At 46.5% G+C, this 21,960-nt stretch carries 24 protein-coding genes; 9 read left to right on the top strand and 15 right to left on the bottom strand.

The window, feature by feature from the left end; genetic code table 11:
* Positions 1 to 57: 57 nt before the first annotated feature.
* The 8 genes from asd to MPF33_09425 form a co-directional block, all read right to left on the bottom strand.
* Complete coding sequence (gene asd, locus MPF33_09460; GenBank protein MCI2415450.1) at positions 58 to 1,125, bottom strand: aspartate-semialdehyde dehydrogenase; 1,068 nt, start codon at positions 1,123 to 1,125, stop codon at positions 58 to 60.
* Positions 1,126 to 1,223: 98 nt separating this feature from the next.
* Positions 1,224 to 2,906, bottom strand: a complete 1,683-nt coding sequence (gene ilvD, locus MPF33_09455) for a dihydroxy-acid dehydratase (protein MCI2415449.1) — start codon at positions 2,904 to 2,906, stop codon at positions 1,224 to 1,226.
* A gap of 124 nt (positions 2,907 to 3,030) precedes the next feature.
* Positions 3,031 to 3,399, bottom strand: coding sequence for a PadR family transcriptional regulator (locus MPF33_09450; protein MCI2415448.1), 369 nt, complete (start codon positions 3,397 to 3,399; stop codon positions 3,031 to 3,033).
* 133 nt (positions 3,400 to 3,532) lie between these two features.
* Positions 3,533 to 4,021: a hypothetical protein gene (locus MPF33_09445; GenBank protein MCI2415447.1), complete on the bottom strand. Its 489-nt coding sequence runs from the start codon at positions 4,019 to 4,021 to the stop codon at positions 3,533 to 3,535.
* Between the two features lie 84 nt (positions 4,022 to 4,105).
* Complete coding sequence (locus MPF33_09440; protein MCI2415446.1) at positions 4,106 to 4,357, bottom strand: winged helix-turn-helix domain-containing protein; 252 nt, start codon at positions 4,355 to 4,357, stop codon at positions 4,106 to 4,108.
* A gap of 425 nt (positions 4,358 to 4,782) precedes the next feature.
* Positions 4,783 to 5,592: an amidohydrolase gene (locus tag MPF33_09435; protein MCI2415445.1), complete on the bottom strand. Its 810-nt coding sequence runs from the start codon at positions 5,590 to 5,592 to the stop codon at positions 4,783 to 4,785.
* The gene (locus MPF33_09430) at positions 5,583 to 6,425 is read right to left on the bottom strand and encodes an NAD+ synthase (protein ID MCI2415444.1); all 843 of its coding nucleotides are present in this window, start codon (positions 6,423 to 6,425) and stop codon (positions 5,583 to 5,585) included. Before MPF33_09430 ends, MPF33_09435 begins: the two co-directional genes overlap by 10 nt.
* Positions 6,391 to 8,007, bottom strand: coding sequence for a hypothetical protein (locus tag MPF33_09425; GenBank protein MCI2415443.1), 1,617 nt, complete (start codon positions 8,005 to 8,007; stop codon positions 6,391 to 6,393). The genes MPF33_09430 and MPF33_09425 overlap by 35 nt, the downstream gene beginning before the upstream one ends.
* A 386-nt stretch (positions 8,008 to 8,393) precedes the next feature.
* On the opposite strand from MPF33_09425, the gene MPF33_09420 reads away from it, so the two are divergent.
* A complete protein-coding gene (locus MPF33_09420; protein MCI2415442.1) occupies positions 8,394 to 9,638 on the top strand; it encodes a hypothetical protein in 1,245 nt (414 codons plus the stop codon).
* Positions 9,639 to 9,645: 7 nt separating this feature from the next.
* Positions 9,646 to 10,293, top strand: coding sequence for a chlorite dismutase family protein (locus MPF33_09415; GenBank protein ID MCI2415441.1), 648 nt, complete (start codon positions 9,646 to 9,648; stop codon positions 10,291 to 10,293).
* Here MPF33_09415 and MPF33_09410 read toward each other — a convergent pair.
* On the bottom strand, positions 10,282 to 10,791 hold the full coding sequence (locus MPF33_09410) for an NUDIX hydrolase (GenBank protein ID MCI2415440.1): 510 nt from the start codon (positions 10,789 to 10,791) through the stop codon (positions 10,282 to 10,284). The genes MPF33_09415 and MPF33_09410 overlap by 12 nt on opposite strands.
* Entirely contained in the window at positions 10,788 to 11,444 is a 657-nt protein-coding gene (locus tag MPF33_09405; GenBank protein ID MCI2415439.1) for a VTT domain-containing protein, read from the bottom strand. Before MPF33_09405 ends, MPF33_09410 begins: the two co-directional genes overlap by 4 nt.
* On the opposite strand from MPF33_09405, the gene MPF33_09400 reads away from it, so the two are divergent.
* The 5 genes from MPF33_09400 (at position 11,443) to MPF33_09380 (ending at position 16,740) form a co-directional block, all read left to right on the top strand.
* On the top strand, positions 11,443 to 11,655 hold the full coding sequence (locus MPF33_09400) for a hypothetical protein (GenBank protein ID MCI2415438.1): 213 nt from the start codon (positions 11,443 to 11,445) through the stop codon (positions 11,653 to 11,655). The two genes, MPF33_09405 and MPF33_09400, sit on opposite strands and share 2 nt — an antisense overlap.
* A gap of 152 nt (positions 11,656 to 11,807) precedes the next feature.
* A complete protein-coding gene (locus tag MPF33_09395; GenBank protein MCI2415437.1) occupies positions 11,808 to 12,233 on the top strand; it encodes an HIT family protein in 426 nt (141 codons plus the stop codon).
* A 16-nt stretch (positions 12,234 to 12,249) separates the two neighbouring features.
* Positions 12,250 to 15,225 carry an FAD-binding oxidoreductase gene (locus MPF33_09390; protein ID MCI2415436.1) on the top strand — a complete coding sequence of 992 codons (2,976 nt, stop codon included), beginning with the start codon at positions 12,250 to 12,252 and terminating at the stop codon, positions 15,223 to 15,225.
* A 23-nt stretch (positions 15,226 to 15,248) separates the two neighbouring features.
* Complete coding sequence (locus tag MPF33_09385) at positions 15,249 to 16,082, top strand: TIM barrel protein (GenBank protein MCI2415435.1); 834 nt, start codon at positions 15,249 to 15,251, stop codon at positions 16,080 to 16,082.
* Positions 16,075 to 16,740 carry a phosphoglycolate phosphatase gene (locus MPF33_09380; GenBank protein MCI2415434.1) on the top strand — a complete coding sequence of 222 codons (666 nt, stop codon included), beginning with the start codon at positions 16,075 to 16,077 and terminating at the stop codon, positions 16,738 to 16,740. Before MPF33_09385 ends, MPF33_09380 begins: the two co-directional genes overlap by 8 nt.
* On the opposite strand, the gene MPF33_09375 is transcribed toward MPF33_09380, so the two are convergent.
* From MPF33_09375 to MPF33_09360, 4 genes are read right to left on the bottom strand one after another with little or no spacing between them, the layout of a single operon-like run.
* Positions 16,729 to 17,385: an HAD family hydrolase gene (locus MPF33_09375; GenBank protein ID MCI2415433.1), complete on the bottom strand. Its 657-nt coding sequence runs from the start codon at positions 17,383 to 17,385 to the stop codon at positions 16,729 to 16,731. The two genes, MPF33_09380 and MPF33_09375, sit on opposite strands and share 12 nt — an antisense overlap.
* Positions 17,382 to 17,699, bottom strand: coding sequence for a transcriptional regulator (locus MPF33_09370; GenBank protein ID MCI2415432.1), 318 nt, complete (start codon positions 17,697 to 17,699; stop codon positions 17,382 to 17,384). The genes MPF33_09375 and MPF33_09370 overlap by 4 nt, the downstream gene beginning before the upstream one ends.
* Positions 17,650 to 18,426 carry a sugar nucleotide-binding protein gene (locus MPF33_09365; protein MCI2415431.1) on the bottom strand — a complete coding sequence of 259 codons (777 nt, stop codon included), beginning with the start codon at positions 18,424 to 18,426 and terminating at the stop codon, positions 17,650 to 17,652. Before MPF33_09365 ends, MPF33_09370 begins: the two co-directional genes overlap by 50 nt.
* The gene (locus tag MPF33_09360; protein ID MCI2415430.1) at positions 18,423 to 19,460 is read right to left on the bottom strand and encodes a TIGR00303 family protein; all 1,038 of its coding nucleotides are present in this window, start codon (positions 19,458 to 19,460) and stop codon (positions 18,423 to 18,425) included. The genes MPF33_09365 and MPF33_09360 overlap by 4 nt, the downstream gene beginning before the upstream one ends.
* Before the next feature lie 72 nt (positions 19,461 to 19,532).
* Between MPF33_09360 and MPF33_09355 the strand changes: the two genes are divergently transcribed.
* Both MPF33_09355 and nadA read left to right on the top strand, forming a co-directional pair.
* Positions 19,533 to 19,913: a hypothetical protein gene (locus tag MPF33_09355; protein MCI2415429.1), complete on the top strand. Its 381-nt coding sequence runs from the start codon at positions 19,533 to 19,535 to the stop codon at positions 19,911 to 19,913.
* A gap of 18 nt (positions 19,914 to 19,931) precedes the next feature.
* Positions 19,932 to 20,873 carry a quinolinate synthase NadA gene (gene nadA, locus MPF33_09350; GenBank protein MCI2415428.1) on the top strand — a complete coding sequence of 314 codons (942 nt, stop codon included), beginning with the start codon at positions 19,932 to 19,934 and terminating at the stop codon, positions 20,871 to 20,873.
* Here nadA and MPF33_09345 read toward each other — a convergent pair.
* Positions 20,848 to 21,954, bottom strand: a complete 1,107-nt coding sequence (locus MPF33_09345; GenBank protein MCI2415427.1) for an aminotransferase class V-fold PLP-dependent enzyme — start codon at positions 21,952 to 21,954, stop codon at positions 20,848 to 20,850. The genes nadA and MPF33_09345 overlap by 26 nt on opposite strands.
* Between the last annotated feature and the right edge of the window lie 6 nt (positions 21,955 to 21,960).

Here is a 21,960-nt window from a genome sequence, read left to right as displayed (position 1 = left end):
ACCCTTCTGCTAAGGGCGTGGTCATCAGGAGAAAATTGAGGTTAGAAGAAAAAAGTTTTACTCTATGTACCCTTTTTCGACCAGTAGCTCTGCAGCTAGGATGCCTCCTCCTGCAGCTCCCCTTACCGTGTTGTGGATAAGGGAGACCATCCTTATAGTCCTGCTGTTTACTTGTTTGACTCTTCCCACTACTACGCTCATTCCTGGCGGGTTACCGGACCACCTATCGAAGTACACTTGAGGCCTATTGTCTTGGTCAACGACTATGATGGGCTTTTCGGGAGCTGTAGGTAGCTTTAGCTCCTGCGGCTCTCCTCTAAAGTTCTCCAGCACTTCCCTTACTTTCCCTGCATCCGTGTCCTCCTTGAATGTCACGTAGGTTACCTCGTAGTGGCCGTGGATTGTTGCTATCCTGTGGGTAGTAGCTGCTAGGGACACCTCTTGCATTGGTGGGTCGTTAACTGCCCTTCTCGTCTCGCTGAGTATTCTCGTTATTTCCTTGACGGTCTTAGCGTCATACGCGTCGCCTAAAGGTAATATGTTATCCACTACGTCCAGTGACGGAATGCCAGGGTATCCAGCTCCAGACAGGGACTGGATAGTTGTGATGAATGCACCGTTCATCTTAAAGTTCATGTAGATAGGAGCTAGCGGTATTGCCGCACCTTGAGCTGTACATAAGGGTGTTGTGACTATGAATCCCTTCCAGTCCCTTCTCTTCCTCTGTTCATCTATTAGTTTTACTGTGTGTGGGTTTATCTCGGGGACCAGTAATGGAACGTCTGGGTCAAACCTGTGGTCTGGGGAGTTACTTATAACTGGGAACCCCAGCTTTGCGAACTCTTCCTCTACGGGCCCGGCAGCTCCCTGTGGTAATGGCGAGAAGATCAAGTCAACGTCGTCCATTAGCTTAGGGTCTGTTGGCTTCACTTCCATATTAGCTACTTCCTTCGGCACTTGGCCTGTTGTCTGCCACCTCACTACCTCTTCGTACGGCTTCCCTACGGATCCCTTGCCTGCCAAGTAGGCAGGCTTAATGTAGGGGTGCTGTGACAACATTCTTACGTATTCGATTCCAACTAGTCCGGTAGCCCCAAGTATAGCTGCCTTTAGAGTTCTTCTCATGGTGATCAAAATATTGTGGAATAACCGGAATATAAACTTACTTTAACAATATAAGCGTCTGAATTTGAGAAGAGGTAATATATTCATAATGAAAAAATCTAATGAGGTATAAGTACTGCGCCCATGGAGGCAGACGCCACTAGGCTAGCGTACTTGGCTAACAGACCTCTCTCGTACCTGGGCTTTGGGGGGCTCCACTCCTTTAGCCTTGACTTCATTTCCTCCTCTGACAGGTTAACTAGGAGCTTTCCTTCCTTCGCGTCTATGGTTATTTCGTCTCCGTCCCTTAAAAGGGCTATTGGTCCACCCACCATGGCCTCCGGAGCCACGTGGCCAACCATCATTCCCCTAGTAGCCCCGGAGAACCTTCCATCTGTAATCAAAGCCACCTTCTCTCCCAATCCTTGACCCACTATTGCGCTAGTCACATCTAACATCTCCCTCATTCCTGGTCCTCCCTTAGGTCCCTCGTACCTTATCACTACAACGTCGCCTTCCTTAATTTTCCTGTTTATTACGGCGTTAAAGGCCTCTTCTTCGGAGTTGAACACCTTTGCTGGGCCTCTGTGGAATGTGACTTTACTGGCGGAGACCTTTATTACTGCCCCCTCTGGAGCCAAGTTGCCCTTAAGTATCTTTATGCCTCCCTCTGGATACAGGGGATTTTTGACGTCTTTGACTATATACGAGTGGTCTACTGGAGGTATCTTGAACTCATCTAGGTTCTGTTTCACTGTCTTTCCGGTCACGGTAATGGCATCTCCGTGGAGGAGACCTGCGTCAAGGAGTTTTTTCATTAAAAGGGGAGCTCCACCGACCTTGTGTAGGTCAGCCATAACGTATTCTCCTCCGGGCTTCATGTTAACTATCTCCGGAACTCTCCTCCCAACTCTCTCGAAATCGTCTAGAGTTAACTTCACCCCTGCCTCATAGGCTATCGCGAGCAAGTGCAGTACCGCGTTTGTAGAACCGCCTGACGCCATTAGGACTGAGATCGCGTTCTCAAACGCCTCAAAGGTGAGGACGTCCTTGGGCTTGAGCCCTAGTTCCATTACGTGAAGAAGTGTCTTTCCGGTCTCCTTAGCGTATTTAACCTTCTCGGCGTCCACCGCAGGAGGAGAAGCGCTTCCAGGCAATGCCAAACCAAGGGCCTCCGACATTAGACCCATGGTATTTGCCGTGTATAGTCCACCACAAGTTCCCGGCCCTGGAATGGCGTGGTCTTCCATTAACCTTAAGTCGTTTAAGCTTATCTTGCCCGCCGAATAGGCTCCTACAGCCTCGTAAACGTCGCCAATTGCTATGGGCTTCCCCATGTAGTTTCCGGGCAAGGTGGTTCCTCCGTACATCACCACCGATGGTATGTTTAGCCTGCCCATGGCCATCATCAGCCCTGGCAACGTCTTGTCGCATCCCCCAATCGCTACGAAGCCGTCGTAGCCGTGGGCGTTTACGGTCAACTCTACTGTGTCCGCTATTACCTCCCTGCTCACAAGGGAGTACTTCATCCCTTCGCTTCCCATTGCAATGCCGTCAATTACTACCGGGGTTGTGAATATCCTTGGGGTTCCACCAGCCTCCCTTACTCCTTCTTTTGCAACGTTTGCCAACCCTAGGGTGTGTATGTTGCAAGGTCCTGCCTCGTTCCACGCTGCCGCTATTCCAACAAGGGGTTTGACGTCTATGTCCTCGTCTGTTAACCCCATAGCCTTGAGGAAGGCCCTATTTGGAGCCTTTTCAAAACCTCCATAAACTTTTCTTGACCTACTTTTGTCTATCATGGTGAAATAAACCTTCTCGCCAACTTTATTAAGCTTTTAATCTAAGGTGAAGGACTCAGTCCTCCTAAGGAACCGATCAAGGGGTTCTCTAACACAGTTGTGAGCTTTCTTTCAATTCCTAGATTTAACTACGGCTATCGTTAGGCTTAGAGTCCTTGAGCTTGCACTCCTCCAAGTAGCCCAAGATCTCCGCTGTTATAAGTTGAAACTTTTTAAGCACCTCAACGTGGTTGAAAAGAAACGCTTTCCCTCCTTCCGTAAGTCTGTAGTACTTTTTCCCTCTACTGTTATAGCTATCTATTATACCGTTGTTTACCATTCGTTTCAGGGTGACGTAGATTAGACCTTGAGGGAGTTTCCTATTGTTTATTTCCTCAAGTCTTTTTTTAATCTGATAACCATACATGTCTCCATAACGATATAGAATGTAACATACTATGATCTGTATAAGTCCCTTTAAAACCATCATTTTCGGCGTTTCTTTGTAGGTCATTACATTCACAGTAGAGTTAATTTTAATTGTATTTAAACTCTCAAATAGATTTTAACGTCAGCCTGACGTGCATCAATCATCAAGTCAGAAAAGACCAATTCAATCATCTATATAACTTTTCAGTAGAAATAATTTAAATTTTACCTATCTTCAATAGAATAACTACAGCAATTGCGATAGCTACAACGAAAACTATTAAAGGCAGGTAAGAAAACGTCGAAGTCGAGGTTGACGTTGAAGTTGTTGGAGTTTGCATTACCTCTACTATTACTCCATCGCTACTCCCGTTTAGCGAGTAGAGTACCCCGTCATTAAAGTAGGCGGTCACAGGGATGTTGTACTTGCCCAACGCGTTAAAGATTCCCTTGTACTCCTGCATCTGAACTCCGTTAAGTGTCGCGTTTCCCACAAAGGTTAAGTCAGATGTGTTAAAGGCCCTGAAGTCCTCAGGTAATGGATAAGGGTCGTTAATTCCCACCACGTATTTCTCTGTAGTTTTAAATCCCAAGCTAGACACAGTCATGTTGAAGGTTACTGTTGACGAGTTCTCTTGGAGTACAGTAAAGGTATACGTGAACTGGTAAACAGTGTTGTTAACTGTAACTGTAACGGAGTAGCTCACGTTGTGATAGGGTTGTGCTAAAACTAAAAGAAATAATAAGGGAAGTATCATTACGTGATTATTTAAACTGCAAGAAATAAAAAATTATTCCGATTGATAAAGAAGACGGGCGTTTCTTGTTGGTTGATACAGATGTCTGTTACCCCTGTCCTTTTTGTGAGCAACTAACCCAGTTCTCTCAAGCAATTCGAGGTGGTATTTTACTGTAGAATAATTTAAATTCAGTTTCTTTGCTAGTTCATATGCACTCATTGGCCTTGAAGAAATCTCGTTAAGTATTCTCTTCCTTGTCTCCCAACCTTTGCCCGCTAAGAGCTCTTCTATCTTGGTTATCATGTGTACGATATTTCCCAATATTTTTAAATAACTCTACACCTTTTAGGTGAGCTATAAAGTCCATTCCGTTTCCCTTAAATTTGTTTTAATTTAGATTAAGGTGGAGTTAAACCATTAAATTTATTTATTAGGAGTAAATTTTGTAAGAGATTTATACAGATTAAACAAAATAATAGCTAAAAGTAATATTATTGATATTGTGTAAAAATCTCCATGTAACGCTAAAGGCAAAAGTAATAGTAAAGATAAAGGAATGAATACTCTGCTATGATAAATATTTAGAAAACTTACGCCTATTGCACCAATGATAAATATTGGATAAAGAATAGAGAGTATTAGGAAAATGATGAGTAAGAACAGCAATAATATGCCTATGTCGAACTTCTGAGAAATCATACTAGGATTATTTAGTCTCTTTTTCACTATTAAATGTTCCACATAGCTCTATGGAAGTCCCTGTTGTGATCCCTGAAGCTACTGAAATACCTTGCCCTTCTAATGTCCTCCCTGTCTATTGAAGACGTGAGCCTCGCCTCCTCGAACTTTTGGGCCCTAGCTATTACCACCCCGAGCGGGTTCACTATCATCGACCCACCCCAGAAGTACTCTTCCTCTTGGCTACCAACCGCGTTCACGAATGCAGACCATATGCCGTGCATTATGGAGTGGGCCTTCAGGAGCGCTTCCCACTGGTCCTCTATTGCAAGTCTAGTGGACAGCCTCCTCATCGGCGATGCAGAAGGTATGAAGACTACTTCGGCTCCTAATAGGGCTAGGGCCTCAATAGGTTCTGGGTGCCACGCGTCTTCGCAGATCGCAACCCCAAACTTGAAGCCTTTATAAGAGAAAACCTTTAAGTCCTTCAAGGGGTTCCCGGGCTGGAAGTACCTCCTCTCCTCGAACAGTCCATAGGTAGGGAGGAAGAACTTGTAGACAAAATCTAGCTTGCCCTCTATTGCAACTCCAGCAGAATTCCTGAGCACCCCTGGCATCACCTCGTCTATCGTGCCAAAGATCGCACATTTCGCTTTATCAGCTAACTTTTGCGACGCCTTCTTTAAGTCCCTGTACACCTCGTAGACAAGATCCCTCAAGACGTAACCCGTTAGGGAGAGCTCCGGAAACACCACGCAGTCGGCCGAGGACGTCTCTATTATCTCCACGTGCTTTGATAGGTTGAATTCGACGTCTCCCAACTTTGGCCTTATTTGGGCTAGCTCTACCTTTAAGACCATCCTCTGGGATACCTCCAGTCAGAGTTAATTGCCCTTCCGCTTAATCTGAATATCTCTGGGGGAAGCCTCTTGTGCTGTGACGTCTTCACAAGCCTTTCCACCCTCAACACGAGCGATCTATCCACCCCTAGCTCCTGAGATATCTCCTCTGGCGTCCTCATCTCCTCAAACCTCAAGTAAAGGATCGCGTCAGCCAGTTCGTAGCTGATCCCCAGCTCCCCCTCGGCTGTCTGCCCTTCCCATAGGGCTGGCGAGCTAGGTTTCTTAACTATCCTCTCAGGGAGTCCAAGCTCTGCTCCTAACCTCCTCACTTGTGTCTTGTATAAGTCGCCAATGGGAAGTACGTCAACTCCCCCGTCGCCGTACTTCGTGAAGTAGCCTAAGAGCAACTCGCTCTTGTCTCCGGTGCCTACCACAAGGTAGTTTAGCTTCTGGGCGAAGGCGTACAGTAGTATCATCCTGATTCTCGCCTTAACGTTGCCTATTACTAGCTTGTCTTGAGTTTCCACTTTCTTCGAAATCTCGTTAACCACATCGTCTATTGGAATAAGCTTGCTCTTTTCCTTTGCCTTTACCATGGAAATGACGCTGTACGCGTCTTCCATATCCTCTTTGGGCGTCGAGGAGGAGGGCATAAGGAGGACAAAGAAGTTGTTTGTAGCCTTGCTGACCAAGACGGTAGTCACAGAAGAGTCTATTCCTCCGCTTAATCCAACCACTAACCCGTCCTTTCTGCTCTCCTCTAGGTACTCCTTTAGCCTGTTAACAATGTAATTTACAATAACGTTATAATTTACGTCAAGAAGCCTGTTTAATACTTGCTGTAGTCCCATTAATTAATACGTTGGTTGCGTTGATATTAACTTTGTATGACGAGATAAAGTACCCAGAGTAAACTTGGACGGTGAACGAGGTGCTATTGATCTCCATGGTAGTATAATTGGTATATGCCAAGATTTTAGTAGAGGAATGAGGGGGCACTTGGCTAGGCGAGAAGTTCCACACCATATTGAGGTTACTGGAAATGGATACCCTAACTAGAGTTATGTTGACTGAGATATTTGCAGTATTGTTTACCACAATGTAAACTTTTGAAATGGGCAGAAAGTCAGTTGGCACAATGACTTCCGAGATCCTTATGGGGTTCTCTGCCACGTACTCTGCGTGGGCATAACCGCCAGCAACCGCTAACGTGAATACCACACCCAAAAACACCGCTATTAACTCGTTTTTGTTAACGTTAAGTCTTATAGTAATGGGCTTTCTGTTGTAGTCCATCGAGAATATAGAGAGCAGCATTAGTTCCGGCCAGAAGAGGAAGTAGTCAGTCAGAGTCCTCCACGAGAACCAGAGTATTATCATAGGGAAGACCCAGAGGGTCTCCTTTAGTACGTCGAAGAAACGGTAGTACGCGTAAATCAAGAACGCGAACGTTATTGCCATAGCTACTGTGAAGAACCACGGCTCTACCGAGAAAAGGGTTGTGAAGTTAAATATCGTAAAACCCGTTACTCCAACTGGGATCGTGTTTTGATCCAGCGTAACCACGTCTAGGAACTTCGCTGGATTCCAAAGGAGGAAAGGAAGGTCTACAACTGCTACAGCGAGCAAAAACCCTTTAAGAATCTCAACTATGTTACTTCTTTTGTATATCAGAATAAATGGGAGCGCCAACCAGGCGAGCTGGCTAAAAGACGAGGCTAAGCCCAAGAAGACGCCGGACTTCTTGCCTTTAGAAACGTAGGACAGGGCGAGAAAGCTAGCCCATACTGCACCGTTTACTCCGTAAAATGACGGGGCCAGAATTCCTCCGGTAATAAATGCGAAGACTACCGATAACGTAGCCATTGGATTATTCCTCTTCCTTGCCACCCAATACGTCACCAGAACCAAGAAGTCTTGGAAAACCACGTTTAACCCATTGATAAAGTATGAACTTACATCCGAAATTGAAAGTAAGAGGTAAAGAGGGATATATAGAAGGAAGGACAGTGGAGGATAAACGAAGTTGGACGCAATAGCCCCGTTAATTAGGTAGGTTGGCTGCACGCCTGAGGGGTGATACAGCTGTTCGTAGGGATCCTTCATGTGTAGAAAATAGGTAATAGCCCGCGAAATGTATTCCATGTCGTCGGTTCCGTAACCGTTAATGAGCGATATTGCGATCACTGAGTACGTCAAAACGGATATGGCGACTACGACGTCGTCTATTTTTTCCATATCCCTGTTTGGGTCAATCAAGTGAGGATTTAACGAGATGACGAAGATCGTCACAGCGGAGAAAAACGACACAGCCACGACTGAAGCCTGGATGGGGTACTCGAGGACGTTGTCCCTAAACTCGATGATAAATAAGGACGCCAAGAGCGTTAAGCCGACGATAGCGTAAACGGCTGACCTCCTCTGAAAACTCATTAAGAGATAGACACGCTTATTGGGTTATAAGATTTTTCACAAAATGCATTGGATTTTTGAAATCTTGAAAGGCGAAAGGTCGTGGCAAGTATCTCTAGCGTCAAGATGGCCCAAGTAGGCTAAGTTTTTCGCCTCATTTCGCTTTAATAGAACCCGGTTTGAACACATCTTATGCTCTAACCTGCCACATGGCTAGGTAGCATTATAGTTGTTTTAGGCTTTAGATGCGAAGATTATCCATTTTCAAATATATTGGGTCATAAGCATAAATATTAAGTCCTTGCCCCATTAATTCTGAGTCTTAGCGAGCTCTGTTAAACGGATTTACTACGATAAGGCTTTTGTACTATTTAATCGCAAAAAGTAATCTGTAGAAGGTCGGGATTGTGAGTATCTTAAAAGTGTACTCTGACCCAGTGAAGCCAACGATTATGTGCTCATTAGTCGACGACGATGGCAACGAAAGAGATATCTTAACTATCACGCTAGAAGACAACGGAATTCACGTCCACAAGAACCTAGGTACTGATGACCACTACATAGTACCCCCAGTTCCACAAGTAGAGACCTTAATTAGGGAGGTAATCGAGGAGATAGCTGAAGAACTGAACGTTAAGTCAGTTGTGTTCACGTACGGTGACGAGGAAGAGGAAAATACTGAAGACCTAGTCCTAAGCGACGAATGGTACAACATAGAGAAGCTCGCCCTAGCTGCGTCCAAGCATACGGCGCTCTCTACAGAGGTTGATGCGAAGGTCGTCATAGGGGTCGTCAAGTTTTCCAATTTCATATACTCTGCTACAGTACTCAGGAAAGAGGACACCTTTCCATTGCTCCAGGTCTACATGGACTCCTCCTCTGACGTACCCCTCATAAGGATCTACAACGAACTCGGCCAACTAATCGAGGAGAGACGCGAGAAGGTTGAGGACTTCGAGGAGTACGTGAAGTCGCTAGTGACGTCTAACGAAATTGCGATAGTGTACAGGGAGGAAGTAGAGAGCTTTCCGTCTCCTAAAGAGGTCGTCACGGAGAACGGATCCACCTTCTACGTAGGCGTCATATTTAAGTACGTCCTCGGCTTCCTGCCTTCTTCCTCCATAGATGACGTCAAGACTAAGAAGATCTACGTAAAGAACAAGTCTAAGCTGGCAAAGCTCCTCAGGGCAGTGCTCTACCTAGATAAGCTATCCTCCAACGGCGGAGTAGAAGTTCTAGTGCCAAGCTACGCAGTACCGCTGAACGAGATCCCCAAGGAGATAGAGAGGCTTAAACAAAGGGCAGTAAAGTTGCTCAAGCGGTACAAGGTGAACGCGGTCAGCTTTTACGGCGTCAACGAGTCCTTACTCAAGGAACTATTTAACTATAAGCCCAAGTTCGAAGACGGCGAGGTCTACTTGGGGATAAGGGTGATCCCAGTGGCCTTCGTGATAATGGCTCAAGACAAAGGCGAGTTCGAGGAGTACGTAGAGAGGATTCTGAACGGCCCCACGTCAGATGGGTACGAAATACTTGACGAGGCTATAAAAAAGTACGTCTCCAGTTACTTTATTGGCTACCTCATGGACATAGAGGAAACCCTAATTATCTACTCCGACATAATTAACGAGTTGAACAAAGATGGTAAATGAGGTCTTCATGCTAGTCCTGTCCGTGGGTCTGGACAGGACTTGGTGGAGTATTCCAGTAATTGAAAGGAAAAACATCATAAGTAAAGTGGACGAGGTAGAGAAGAAGTTCTCAAACGATTTCGTTTCCCTAAAGAGGTTCGCATCCATAACTCAGGGTTCCCAGCTCCTCTACTGGGTTTCCTCTACATACACTAGTAAGATTGTGGACTTTAGGGACGCAATACTGTCCTCTTTTGAAGGATATGCTTATGAGCACGTCTCCCTCTTTTCCGTGTTTAAGCCTTCTCCATACATGAAGTCGGCTGGAGACATAGAAAAGGCCTTAAAGTTGCCTCCACTTAGGTACTTCATTGCCTACCCCATGAAGAAGTCGGTGGAGTGGTACTTGTTGCCCTTTGACGAGAGGGAAAAGATAATGAGGGAGCACATAGAGATCGCTAGAACTCACCCCAAGAACGATGGGATAAGGTCTTACACCACTTACTCGTTTGGGGTGGCAGACTACGAATTCGTGGTAATATACGAGGCGCCAAGCCTCATAAACTGGATAGAGGTGGTGGAGAAGCTAAGGGAAGCGAAGGCAAGGAAGTGGGTGACTAAGGAGGAACCGATTCTGGTGGGCGAGCTTAGGGGTCTAGAGCACTTACTCTACTAGGTGTCTGTTGTTTTCTAGGTAAAGGATACCGATCATCGTCTTAGCGTCAACGATCTCCCCTTTTCTAAGCATGTCCAATGCTTCGTTTAGGGTAACGGGAAGGGATTCTATTACCTCGTACTCCTCCGGGTGGCTACCAACGTATGTTAGGTCTTTGGCTAGGTACATGTGCATTAGTTCGTTGGTTATTCCAGGGGAGGGGTAAAAGTCAAAGAGATGCACCATTTCCTTTGCCTCGTAACCTATCTCTTCTACCAGTTCCCTCTTGGCAGTCGTGAGCGGGTCCTCGTTTTCTTCAACAGTTCCAGCAGGGAACTCGTAAATCCACTTGCCTATCACTGGTCTATATTGTTTTATTAGGATAACCTTCCCGTTAAGCACAGGGATAACGACTGAAGACCCCCTGTGTTTAACGTATTGTAGTTCTCTCTCCTTGCCGTTAGGTAACTTTACCTTTTCTACGTATACCTCGAACTTTTTGCAGGAAAATACCTTCATACAATCTTAAAGATGGGCCCAAGTCTATCTTTAAACTTGTTGTAAATAGATTCCCAGTCGACCTTGAATATTACCACGCCCAAGATTGTGAACACCACTGAGGATATCACTCCCAGCAGGAAAGGAGAGACGTTAATGATTCCTCCTACTGCTATTAGCCCATAGGTTTCTAAAGGTATCTCTATTGACGACTTTATGAACTTCGAAGCAAATGTAACCTCTATCATCTTGGGTAGGGATGCCTTGCCTGCTCCCCCTATCAAGAAGACGAAATCGTCAAAGGGCACTCCTGGCAATAGAGCTAAGATGAAGAGCGCAACATAGAAGGACCTGTGGTTTATAAACCTGCTGAAGAAGACCACGTTTTTGTTGTGTTTCAGCGTATGACCTATGCCGTAACCTATCGCGTACATAACGCTCTTAGCGATTGCAGCACCAACAGCAGTAACCGCTATTACCTCTGCAAGGTTTAACGGTGTGACTCCCGATTTCAGCAGTATGGTAGAAGCTACGATAGTATATGGAGTCCCAAAGAAGGGCGTAGCGTTAGTCGCCACAGAGATGGCAAAAATTATCATCAAATAGGTCAAGTTCACAGTGATAACATTACGCCTTATCCATTTTATTTTTTCCCCAAATAAGTTACAGTACATGCAGATACTGCTTCCCACGGAAGGTCTGTATGGTAGGATAGTGGAGGTAAGGGTAGACAAGGAGTACACGCCAGAGTTCGCTCCTGACTCAATTCCTCTGGGCTCAAAAAAGATGGTACTGAACATAAACCACAACTTTAGGAAGGGGAAACACATAATCGAAGTAATTACTGACAGGGGCAATTACTCGAGGTTACAAATAGAGATATGAACTTTTCCTCTGGCGAGAATTCTCCCTATAATCTCCCTATTTTCCTTTGTTCTGTCATACTCAGTTAAACGCGTCGGCGGAGGACGTTATCGGCATAATTTCATTTATTATAAGCTTATTTGTCCACAGAGAGTTGTTAGGATAGATAAACTATGTGCATATTCTGTGACATCATTCACGGTAAGCTGGAGGGTCACGTAATCTATAGGAATAAGTTTGCTACAGTTATCTTAGATAAGTACCCTATATCGCCTGGCCACACTCTGATCTTGTCAAATACTCACTACGAAAACTTTCTAGAGGTGTCTCACGAAGACATATGCGAGATATCAAAGGTAATTAGTGCCGTCGCAAAGGCGGTAAAGGACTCGGTGAACTCGGAAGGCATTAGGGTACTTACTAACGTGGGGAAGAGCGCGGGTCAAGTAATTTTTCATTTTCACACCCACGTTATACCAACGTGGGACGACCCACCGGAGGAATTCAAGGGATTTGAGCCAAGAAAGGAGCAAGGCAAAGAGTATTATGAAAGTTTAAAAAACGTTATAAGCTATAATTTACGAAAATATCTATTATAGTGTCAAGGTGAGTTGTTTGCCAATAAAAGATTTACTAGAGAGCAGGTTTAAGGACAATTTCAGCGATTCCTTGATCGAAAGGCTCTCCCACTCGGTAGACATGGGGTTTGTTCCCGAATTGGTGTGGTCCGGGATTAAGATTAACGTAATCCCGGACTACGTAGTTTACCCTCAAAATTCGGAAGACGTAATCAACCTAGTTAAGATTGCCCTTGAAAATAACGTCCCCCTAGTCCCATATGGCAGAGGGACTAATAGGTATGGAAACGCCATACCGGCAGACGGAGGAATCGTGGTAGACTTCTCAAAGATGAACAAGATTGAAATTGACGAGGTAAATAAGGTCGCAATAGCCGAGCCTGGAGCTACGTGGAAGCTCGTGGACATAGCAGCACAGCAGAAGGGATTACAACTGAGGACTTTTCCCTCCTCTTATGACTCAACCGTTGGGGGAGGAGTTGCGGGCGACGCATTAGGTATAGGCTCGTACGAGTATGGCTTCATATGCGATAACGTGGCTTTCGTGGAAATGGTGAATCCCAAAGGGGAACTGGTGAGGCTTGAGGGGAAGGACCTCGCCATAGTGTGCGGAGCAGAGGGCACTACTGGGATTATAACAAAAGTTGGAATCAAGCTGAGGCCCTCCTCGACCACGGAGGCCTTGGTTATTTCCTTTGATAACCTTGAGAACGTATACAACGCAATAGGCGAGTTTTACAGGCAAGTGGTTCCAACGTGGCACGTCCAAGTGAGGGGTCCCTCCATATCTTCCTATATCCACGACAACTTCAACGCAACCTTGGATCCAGGAAAGTGGAACATGGTAATTCTTTACCCGTCCTCCAGGGCAAGTATTGTGGAGCCAAAGCTCTACAGGATCGCCCAGTCCTATGGGGGGAAGGTATTCGAGGGAGAGTGGACTGGGTGGTGGTCGTTTAACCACGGAGTAAACGCTGCCCTTAGGACTAAGGGGCTATTAATACACCAGCATGGTCTAATTCACTACACTAAGCTTAAGGATTTAATCTCTGAGATCAGTAAGGATCTAGGAGACGTTGGAGTCCTCGAAATGAACAAGGGATTTGACCTAGACATTGACTTGGAGAGGAGGGAGGTACTGCTAGCTAACGCGTTCACTTTAGTGTCTCTTTCGCCTGCAGACAAGAAGATCATATACGAGTTAGCCAAGAACACCTTGATGATGGAGGACTACATCAAGCTAGGTGGCTCAATGCTCTCTGTGGGGATATTCGTCCACAAGTATGCTAAGAACAGGCTAAGCGCTATGGGAAGGACGTTCCAGGAGCTGGGCGTGGACAGGTACGAGGTAATGAGGAAATACAAGGAGGAAATGGATCCAGAGGAGCTATTTAACCCTGGAAAAGTGTTCGAGCCAAAGAAGAGGGCAAAGACGGTCCTGGAGATTGTGAAGAGGCAGAGCGAAGCTCTGAGGTTTAGGTTTGGCATCGGCTTTGCGAAGGCAATCTCCCCAGGAGGGCAAATAGAAGGGTATAAGGTAGCCAAGAGGTACATGGACGTATTTGTAGACTACGCCTTGGCGTGTATAGACTGCGCCATGTGCGTGACGGTTTGTCCGCAGTACAGGCTTATCCCACAGTGGCCTTACGCTCCCAAGGGCATGTTCGACTTCACCAGGGGAGTGATGAGCTATTACGAGTTAAACGGCAGCGTTGACGTCCCAGACAGTGCAATAGCGGAGATATCGGGTTGTCACAAGTGTGGACTATGTGACGGAGTATGTCCTGCTAGGATCCCGATTTCCACATTGCTCATTAAGCTTAACAGCCTTGTGGCCAAGAAGATCCCAGAGGAACCAGGGGTCGCAATACAGATCCCAGATAAGTACAAGAACATCGTCACCAACGACAGCGAAATAGGCGTTTGGCTAGGTAAGTACATCTCTGATAACCCCTCTATGATATACACGGTATTAGATCTGCTTCAAAGGCTTGGCATAAGGGTGAGGCTATTTGACACAACAAGGGACAGCGGTTTTATGGACTATATAAGCGGTAACGGTAATTCCTTGGTGGAGAAGATAAGGAAGAACTCAGACCTTAACGTCATAGAGCTGATAACTTTGACACCAGAGGACTATAAGGCATTCTCCGAGGCGTATGTAGAGTACTCTAAGTTAGCCGGAAACACCAAGGTCTTCGACGTGGTTCCCTTAGAATTAAGGCTACTAAAGTCCATCGAGTTCGAGGGAAACGATGAAATAGCGTTGCACGTGGCTTGCTTCTCCTCGTCCTATGCCAATGAGATAATAAAGAGATTGAGAGAAAGGGGATTCAAAGTGAAGAAGGTTGAGGGATGCTCTGGGGCAATACTGGAGCGTAACTTGGGTAAGAGGGCCGACAGGATGGCGAGGGCACTTGGCGAAAGCTATCCGTCCTTAGTAACCCTATGTCCCTTGGCAGCAGCGAAGTTCAGGGCAGTTGGGGTAAAAGCCAAAACACTTGTGGAGTTCATTGCGGAAAAGCTAGGAGTCGCGATTTACACGCAGACCTTAACCTTTACCGTACCGAGCGAAGAAGTGAGGGTGATAAGGGACAAACTTACATCGTTGTTGGTTTCTTCACTTAATCAGAGAGCTAAGTTAATTGCTGATACCACTACCTTCATTTCTACCTCTCCTGAGGAGTACAAAAGGATAATAGAGCCCATAATAGTGGAAGCGATAGAAGAGGTCTCTAGAAGTCTAATAGATAGCGTCAAGGGAATTCTAACTTCACGTTACGGTATGGAAGATCCGTCAAAGAAAACAGTAATATCTGGAGCTTACATAAAGGAGATCAACGGTATCCTCATGTCCATGAGCCTAGAGGGCGTAGTGAAGGAACTAGTAGACCTAGTGAAAAGCGAGTCCACAGAACCCTTCGACGAGAAAATACTAGCCTCAGTGCTCCTTGAGACGTTGAGGGAAAACATGGCAAAGATAAGGGACGCTCTACCGGCTCTTTCCTTTTAAACCAAGCTGGGCTACTCTTTACTATGCCTAAGCCCAAGATATACCTAGGTACAGCCGGCGTGCCTCTCTCTGCTAAAGGAAAGGACACGATAGGGGGGATAAAGAGGGTAAAGGAGCTAGGGCTTAATGCAATGGAAGTGGAGTTCGTTCAAGGCGTCAGGATGAGCAGGGAAAAGGCAACCCAAGCTGGCGAAGTAGCAAAATCGTTGGGTGTAAGGCTTTCCGTTCACGCTCCTTACTTCATAAACCTTTGCTCGGAAGAGAAGGAAAAAGTTGAGGCGTCGAAGAAGAGGCTCCTGGATACTGCAGATAGGGCAGACGCAATGGGGGCCGACGCCATAGCAATTCACGTAGGGTTTTACGGGGACTTAAAGCCAGAGGAGTGCTTCTCAAAGCTAAAAGCAGAGCTAGGAGAGGTTGCTGACAAGGTAAGGGAGAACGGCTACAAAGTAAAGCTGGGCGTGGAGACGATGGCGAAGGAAACGGCGTTTGGAACAATTGATGAGGTCATAGCGATATCGAAGGAGGTAGAGAGAGTAATCCCCTACATAGACTGGGCTCACACTTTTGCAAGACAGGGAGGGCAGATAAATTACGGCGAAATAATTGATAGACTGGTAAAGGAGCTCCACTTGGCCCACATTAATTCCCACTTTGAGGGCTTGGAGATTAGGAAAGGAAAGTACGTGGACGTCCATAGGTCAGTAACCTATAACACACCTCCCTTTGAGCCTCTAGCTAGAGAAATCTTAAGCAGGGATATATCGATTACCTTGATATGTGAGAGCCCAGAGCTGGAGAAAGATGCCCTTATAATGAAAGACGTCATTGAAAAACTAGGGTACAAGTTTGAGTGAGGTGCTAGTAGCTTCAGACTACGATAGGACTCTCTCGGAGGAAAAAGACAACTTCTTTGTATCCGAAAGGGTAAAGAGGAGAATAAACGACTTCTCGAGGAGGCACAAGTTCGTGGTAGTTACTGGACGAGAGAGGAGGTTCATAGAAAGGCTAGCCTACGGCTTGTCTCCTACGGCGTGGGTGTTGGAGAATGGGGCCCTATTACTGCTAAACGGAAAGGTGATCTACAACGTTCCAAAGGGTTGGCCCACAACTCGTTACGAAGTAGGAAAGAGGCTGGAGAAGAACGGGATAGAGTTTACCTATGGCGAAGTGATAATCTACATTAATAACTCGCCAAAAGTGGAGGAAATACTTTCTGACCTAGAGGTTAAGGTGGAGTGGAACAGAAACGATGCCATGATCCTTCCAAGGGGTGTGAACAAGGGGGCTGGGATATTAACGCTGCTCAGAATGATGGGGTTCAAAGGCAAGATAGTCGCTGTGGGTGACTCGCAGAACGACATCACGTTATTTGAGGTAGCGGACTTTAAGGTAGCCGTCAACAACGCCCTAGAAGAAGTCAAAAGGATCTCGGATTTGGTTCTCTCTAAACCGGACGGAGAAGGTGTTATCGAACTTCTGGACATGATAGAGGAAGGAAAACTACCCGTCTAGCTTCTCAATGAGGCTTAGGGCCTCGAAAAGGTTCCTCGCCCTGTTCTCCTTTATTTCCGGATAGTAGTCCAGCCTGTCGAGCAGTATTCCAGGTAAGTACGCCCTCTTAGCTCCCAATACGTCAATCTCGTACACGTCGCCTATGTGAACTCCCTCGCCTCTGGCAACCCTAGTGGCATAGTGGAAAATTTTAGGGTGTGGCTTCATTACGTTGTAATCGCAGGAAGCCACAATTCCGTCCAAGTGTTCCATAAGGTTAAGATCCCTGACGATTTGGTTGACTTTCTTCGTAGTGTTTGTGACCAATACTGCTTTGTACCCTTTTTTCCTCACCTCCTCCAGGAACGGTATGGCGTCCTCGTAGAGCTCGTACTCCTCTGCAAGGTAGTTCTTCCTCTCAAGCTTTTTTACGACTTCGCTAGGGACGTAAAGCCCCATATGGTAAAAGAGTTCCCTGAAGTTAACTTGGCTCAGTCCATCGTAGTGGGGAAAATTGCATTTACCGAGCACCTTCATGAGTGCCCTAAATACCTTCCTCTCATCTACCTCAAATCCCTCTTCAGATATAGCCTTGGCGATGGACTCGTGGAACCTCGGCTTGAACCTCACTAGCGTCTCTCCCATGTCGATAAATACGGCCTTCACTTCATATCCTTCTTTTCCTTGATTAAAAATTTTGGCGGGGAAATTCTTTCCGACTTACACACTGGGCACCTGCCTGGTTTCTTGGGGAACTCCACCTCGAACTTGTAGCCACAGTTTTCGCACTTGGGGGAGACCATAAGGACCACGTAGTCTTTCCTCTTTGAGGACTTAGCCAGGTGGAATATGTGGTCGTAGACCTCCTTCTCCTTCCTTATACCCAAGGCCTTCATTATGTCCCTTGCGGTCATCGGCTCCTCTGCGTACTTAAGCAACAGGAATATCTTTTCCCTCATCGTTAAGAATTCTGTGCTCAATGGCGTCCACCAAATCTTCCTTTAATGAAATTTTTATATTAAAACTATTTAAAAGCCACGTGTCCAGCGAGAAGTCCCTGTATTGTCCATCTATTCCTATACTCTCCACCCCGAAGAGATCGGCTATTAAGCCACACATTTCGTAGAGGGAGATCCTGGGCCCAGCCACGTTTATTATTCCCCTAATTTGTTCGTGTATAAACCTTGAGACCACCTTTGAGAAAGCGTGCAGGCTTATGGGAGAGACGTAAAAGTTCTTATTGCACCTCAAGTTCCTCCCAGCGAAGGCAGCTTTAAAAAAGGGGAATAGGAAACCCCTGGAGTTTAATGAGTAGAGCGCTCCTACCCTTAACACTAGGTAGTTGCCTAAAGCAGTAACTCCGACCTCTCCAGCTAGCTTAGATACTCCGTAAAAATTTATGGGGTTGGGAGTGGAGTTCTCGTGGTAGTACCCCTTTTTGCCGTCGAATATCATGAACGTGGAGAAATAGACGTTGGTGGCCCCTACCTTATTGGAGGCCCTGGCTATGTTTACGGAGTACCACGTGTTGTAGTTCCACATGTGCGCCCTGTTTTCGAAGAAGGGAACCTCCAGTGTGTGTACTACTACCTCTGGCCTCACGGTAAGGACTTTTTGCGGGGTGTCCACCACGATTACCTTATCTCCCTTAAGTTCCCTAGCAATGTTCTTAGCCAATGGGCCCTCATCTGTTAAAGCAACTATCATTTCGCTTCCTTCAGGAGGTTCTCATATATCTCCTCAACCTTGCTTAAAATCCTTTCTTCGCTTATCCCTTGCAAAGTGGAAAAGAGGGAAAGACCTCCAGCCCCTACACCCTCCTTCACGAAGCCCCTTTCATAAGCCCTCAGCCCGTCAAACCTCGACCTAGAGAAGTCGAGGTTAACGAAGGAGAGCTTGACTCCCACCTGCTTGGCTAAATCGGTTATGTCAGAGGACTTGTCCTCGACTATCCACCGTGTTGTCCCTATTCCCACGTCGTTAAGCTTTTCCCTCCCTCCTAATTCTTTAATTACGGCTGAGGCTGCAACCATTTGGGTACCCCCTGCGAGTAATACCTTCCCCTTAAATCCCAGGGATATTCCCGCAACTCCCAAGAGCATGGGGTCGGACAGCTTGGAGAGCCTACCCATGATGTCGGAAGGCAAGTCCCTCAACGCCTCCTCCACTATTTTCCTCTTTAAGGCCTTGGGATTATCGGGCGAAGCGGAGCTCACCTTGTCCATGGCATCGTAACCCAGTCCCGCTAGAGTTGCCATAGCAGTGGTAGTGCCAGCGGGAATCGACTCGCCTATTATTAGTAGTTCGTAGTCGTTGGAGAGCTCTTCCCCTAATATAGTTCCTCTCTCAATTATCCTTTCTGCCACTTCCCTCTTAAGAGACCCCTTTCTTATGTCCCTCCCAGGCTCTCCGCCTAGGTCTACGTAAGGTATGTTGGGTTTTATCTTAGAACCCGCGTCGACTACTAACGCGTTAACCTTCAGCGAGGATAGGGACGCCCTGGAGATCACTGCGGGGGTCGGAAGACCGCTTGGAGTAACGGGTATGGCGTTAATAACCTTACACTTCCCCAAGACAAGAAATTCAGCGTCTGCTGGAGGGGTAAAATGGGTTAGCTCTTCCGTAGCCCCAGCGATGGTTATCCCTGGTATTAAGCTGACGTCTGTTGTGGCTATAACAAGGAGAAACATTGCCCTTTTCCCTTTAATTTCCTCAGAGAATTTTCCCAAGACGTCTGGCATGGCGTTCCCCCTTTCAGATTGCTCAATTAGATTTAAAGTTTAAAGATAAAAAGTTGAAAAACGACAGTTCAGATGCAGGATTTTGATGAGGCTTTCTGGAGTCTGTACAGGGTTATAGAGAAAGGTACGAGTATTAGCCTAGAGGAGTTCGAGTTGGACAGAGCAACTAACGCCAGGATAAGGGAAGCAGTAAGGGACTTCGTAGACCTAGTTTTCTTCGTGGTCGAGAACAAGTTGCAGGGCGAAAAGGACAGGGAAAGGGCAATATGGGAGCTTATGAGGGAAAACGTCATTTCCGTCCAACTGGCACAAGAGATCATAGACATCCTTAACTTGGTAAAACGCTTGGCTGACGTGGACGACAAGATCCTCTACGGCATGTTGGTGAGGATCCTGGAGGATCTCGAAGAACTTTACTTTTCGGTAAAAAAGAATATTAACCACAAAACGTAAACCGAACATGAGTTCGGTATGAGCAAAATTGAAGAACTCGTATCCGAGATAAAGAAACTGAAAAAGGAGAAGAACGCGATAATACTTGGCCACAATTACATGGACTACGGAGTCCAGCTGGTCTCCGACTTCACCGGGGACTCCTACGATTTGGCAGTCAAGGCGATGAAGACCAACGCAGACGTGATAGTCTTCGCTGGAGTTTACTTCATGGCAGAACAAGCAGCAGCCTTGAACCAAGACAAAAAGGTGCTCTCTCCTGACCCCAACGCTGGGTGTAGTCTTTCCGACTCCCTTGATGTGGAGACGCTTCTCAAGTATAAGAAAATGCACCCAGATGCCCCAGTGGTGCTCTACATAAACACTAGCATCTACGCCAAAGCCCTCGCCGACTACATTGTTACCTCCTCTACGGCGATAAAGGTCGTAAGTTCCCTTGATTCTGACGTAATACTCTTCGGTCCAGACGCTAACTTGGCAAACTACGTGGAAAAGAAGACGGGCAAAAAGCTAGTGAAGGTCCCACCTAACGGGAGGTGTATAGTTCATGCCTCTTATACTAGGCAGATAGTTAGGCTGGCAAGGAAGAGGTATCCCAACGCCTTGCTGATGGCCCACCCCGAATCACCCCTAGAAGTACTGGAGGAGGCCGACTTCGTCGGCTCCACAAACCAGATGATAAGCTTCGCTAGGGAGAGCCAAGCAAAGGAGTTCATAGTGGCCACTGAACTAGGAATGATTAACGCGCTCCAGCTACAAGTCCCAGGGAAGACCTTTTACCCATTGCTCACTACTGAGGCTTGCGCATGTGCAAGATGTCCATATATGGCGATGATTACCCTGGAGAAAGTTCTGCGATCTTTAAAAGAAGAGGTCTACGAGGTAAAGGTTCCCCATGACATAGCAGAAAGGGCCAAGAGAGCCTTCGAGAACACTATGAGCTTGCTATCCCGTAAATAGCTTCCCTAATTTCCTCCTCAGTGTTGTAAAAGTGAGCAGATATCCTTATGCCTTCTCCCCTGGGTGAGACTACGATGTCCTTCTGGAGGAGCCTTTCTGCCACCTTTCTGGGTTCCTTGACCTTAACAACTATGATCCCGGATCTCTTTTCCTTTGGCGTAATGACCTCCAATCCCCTATCCTCGGCAAGCTCTATAGCTATCTTGCTGAGGTCAAGTACTCTCCTCTCTATTTCGCCTTTGTGCTGGAAGAGTATTTCAGCTGACTTGGCTAGCCCCAAGTTTGAGGCGACGTCTATAGTCCCTATCTCAAACCTCCTAGGTCCTTTCTCTAGCTCAAAAATCGTAGGGTCGAACTTGAGGTAATCCCTCGCGCTTTTCCAACCGTAAAACGGAGGGTCCTCAAGAAGGCCCCTTTTAACATATATGAAGCCAGAACCTTGAGGGGCCATCAGCCACTTGTAGCCACCGGCTACCGCGAAGTCCACTCCCAACTCCTTGACGTCAACCTTTAGGGCGCCTGCGCTCTGTATTATGTCTAGAAGGACGTAGGCCCCCACTTTTTTGGCCTTCTCCACAACCCTCTTTACGTCCAGCTTGACGCCCGTGTTAAAGCTAACGTGGCTTACGCTGACGATCTTGGTACGTTCGTCGATTTCGCCGATTATGTCATCCTCTAGGGACTCCGGCCTCGCCTTAACGACGGAGACTTTAATTCCCTTTTTCGCTAATTTGACGAATGGAAACACTGTGGCTGGAAACTCTAAGCTGTCCGTGACGACCTTATCCCCTGATTCTAGCGTAATGCCGTGAGCCACTAGGTTGACCCCAAATGAAGTATTAGGGATAAGGGATACCTCCTCAGGGGAAGAGTTAATTAGCTTAGCTATCCTCACCCTTATGTGAAGAAACTCGTCACTCTCCTCCTCGTTTACTGCAATAGTCCCTAGTTGGGCAACCCTGTATAGGTAGCTGAAGGTCTCGAAGAGTACGGGCAATGGAGTTGGGGATATTGCAGCATGGTTTAGGTACTTGAACTTCTTGGTTATGGGCACGAGGTCCCTAAAGCTATCTACGTCCATGATTTT

The sequence above is a fragment of the Candidatus Aramenus sp. CH1 genome (genome assembly GCA_022678445.1).
In the GTDB taxonomy this organism is placed as follows: domain Archaea; phylum Thermoproteota; class Thermoprotei_A; order Sulfolobales; family Sulfolobaceae; genus Aramenus.
Note: the sequence above shows the minus strand (reverse complement) of the source record. Positions and strands in the feature narration are given on the sequence as shown.

Excerpts from the sequence above, each read along its gene's own strand:
- nadA (MCI2415428.1), top strand. The coding sequence starts at position 19,932 with ATGAGCAAAATTGAAGAACTCGTATCCGAGATAAAGAAACTGAAAAAG.
- MPF33_09425 (MCI2415443.1), bottom strand. The coding sequence starts at position 8,007 with ATGAGTTTTCAGAGGAGGTCAGCCGTTTACGCTATCGTCGGCTTAACG.
- MPF33_09400 (MCI2415438.1), top strand. The coding sequence starts at position 11,443 with ATGCAGATACTGCTTCCCACGGAAGGTCTGTATGGTAGGATAGTGGAG.
- MPF33_09415 (MCI2415441.1), top strand. The coding sequence starts at position 9,646 with ATGCTAGTCCTGTCCGTGGGTCTGGACAGGACTTGGTGGAGTATTCCA.
- asd (MCI2415450.1), bottom strand. The coding sequence starts at position 1,125 with ATGAGAAGAACTCTAAAGGCAGCTATACTTGGGGCTACCGGACTAGTT.
- MPF33_09450 (MCI2415448.1), bottom strand. The coding sequence starts at position 3,399 with ATGACCTACAAAGAAACGCCGAAAATGATGGTTTTAAAGGGACTTATA.
- MPF33_09435 (MCI2415445.1), bottom strand. The coding sequence starts at position 5,592 with ATGGTCTTAAAGGTAGAGCTAGCCCAAATAAGGCCAAAGTTGGGAGAC.
- MPF33_09355 (MCI2415429.1), top strand. The coding sequence starts at position 19,533 with ATGCAGGATTTTGATGAGGCTTTCTGGAGTCTGTACAGGGTTATAGAG.
- MPF33_09410 (MCI2415440.1), bottom strand. The coding sequence starts at position 10,791 with ATGAAGGTATTTTCCTGCAAAAAGTTCGAGGTATACGTAGAAAAGGTA.
- MPF33_09440 (MCI2415446.1), bottom strand. The coding sequence starts at position 4,357 with ATGATAACCAAGATAGAAGAGCTCTTAGCGGGCAAAGGTTGGGAGACA.
- MPF33_09430 (MCI2415444.1), bottom strand. The coding sequence starts at position 6,425 with ATGGGACTACAGCAAGTATTAAACAGGCTTCTTGACGTAAATTATAAC.
- MPF33_09365 (MCI2415431.1), bottom strand. The coding sequence starts at position 18,426 with ATGATAGTTGCTTTAACAGATGAGGGCCCATTGGCTAAGAACATTGCT.
- MPF33_09385 (MCI2415435.1), top strand. The coding sequence starts at position 15,249 with ATGCCTAAGCCCAAGATATACCTAGGTACAGCCGGCGTGCCTCTCTCT.
- MPF33_09345 (MCI2415427.1), bottom strand. The coding sequence starts at position 21,954 with ATGGACGTAGATAGCTTTAGGGACCTCGTGCCCATAACCAAGAAGTTC.
- MPF33_09395 (MCI2415437.1), top strand. The coding sequence starts at position 11,808 with ATGTGCATATTCTGTGACATCATTCACGGTAAGCTGGAGGGTCACGTA.
- ilvD (MCI2415449.1), bottom strand. The coding sequence starts at position 2,906 with ATGATAGACAAAAGTAGGTCAAGAAAAGTTTATGGAGGTTTTGAAAAG.
- MPF33_09405 (MCI2415439.1), bottom strand. The coding sequence starts at position 11,444 with ATGTACTGTAACTTATTTGGGGAAAAAATAAAATGGATAAGGCGTAAT.
- MPF33_09360 (MCI2415430.1), bottom strand. The coding sequence starts at position 19,460 with ATGCCAGACGTCTTGGGAAAATTCTCTGAGGAAATTAAAGGGAAAAGG.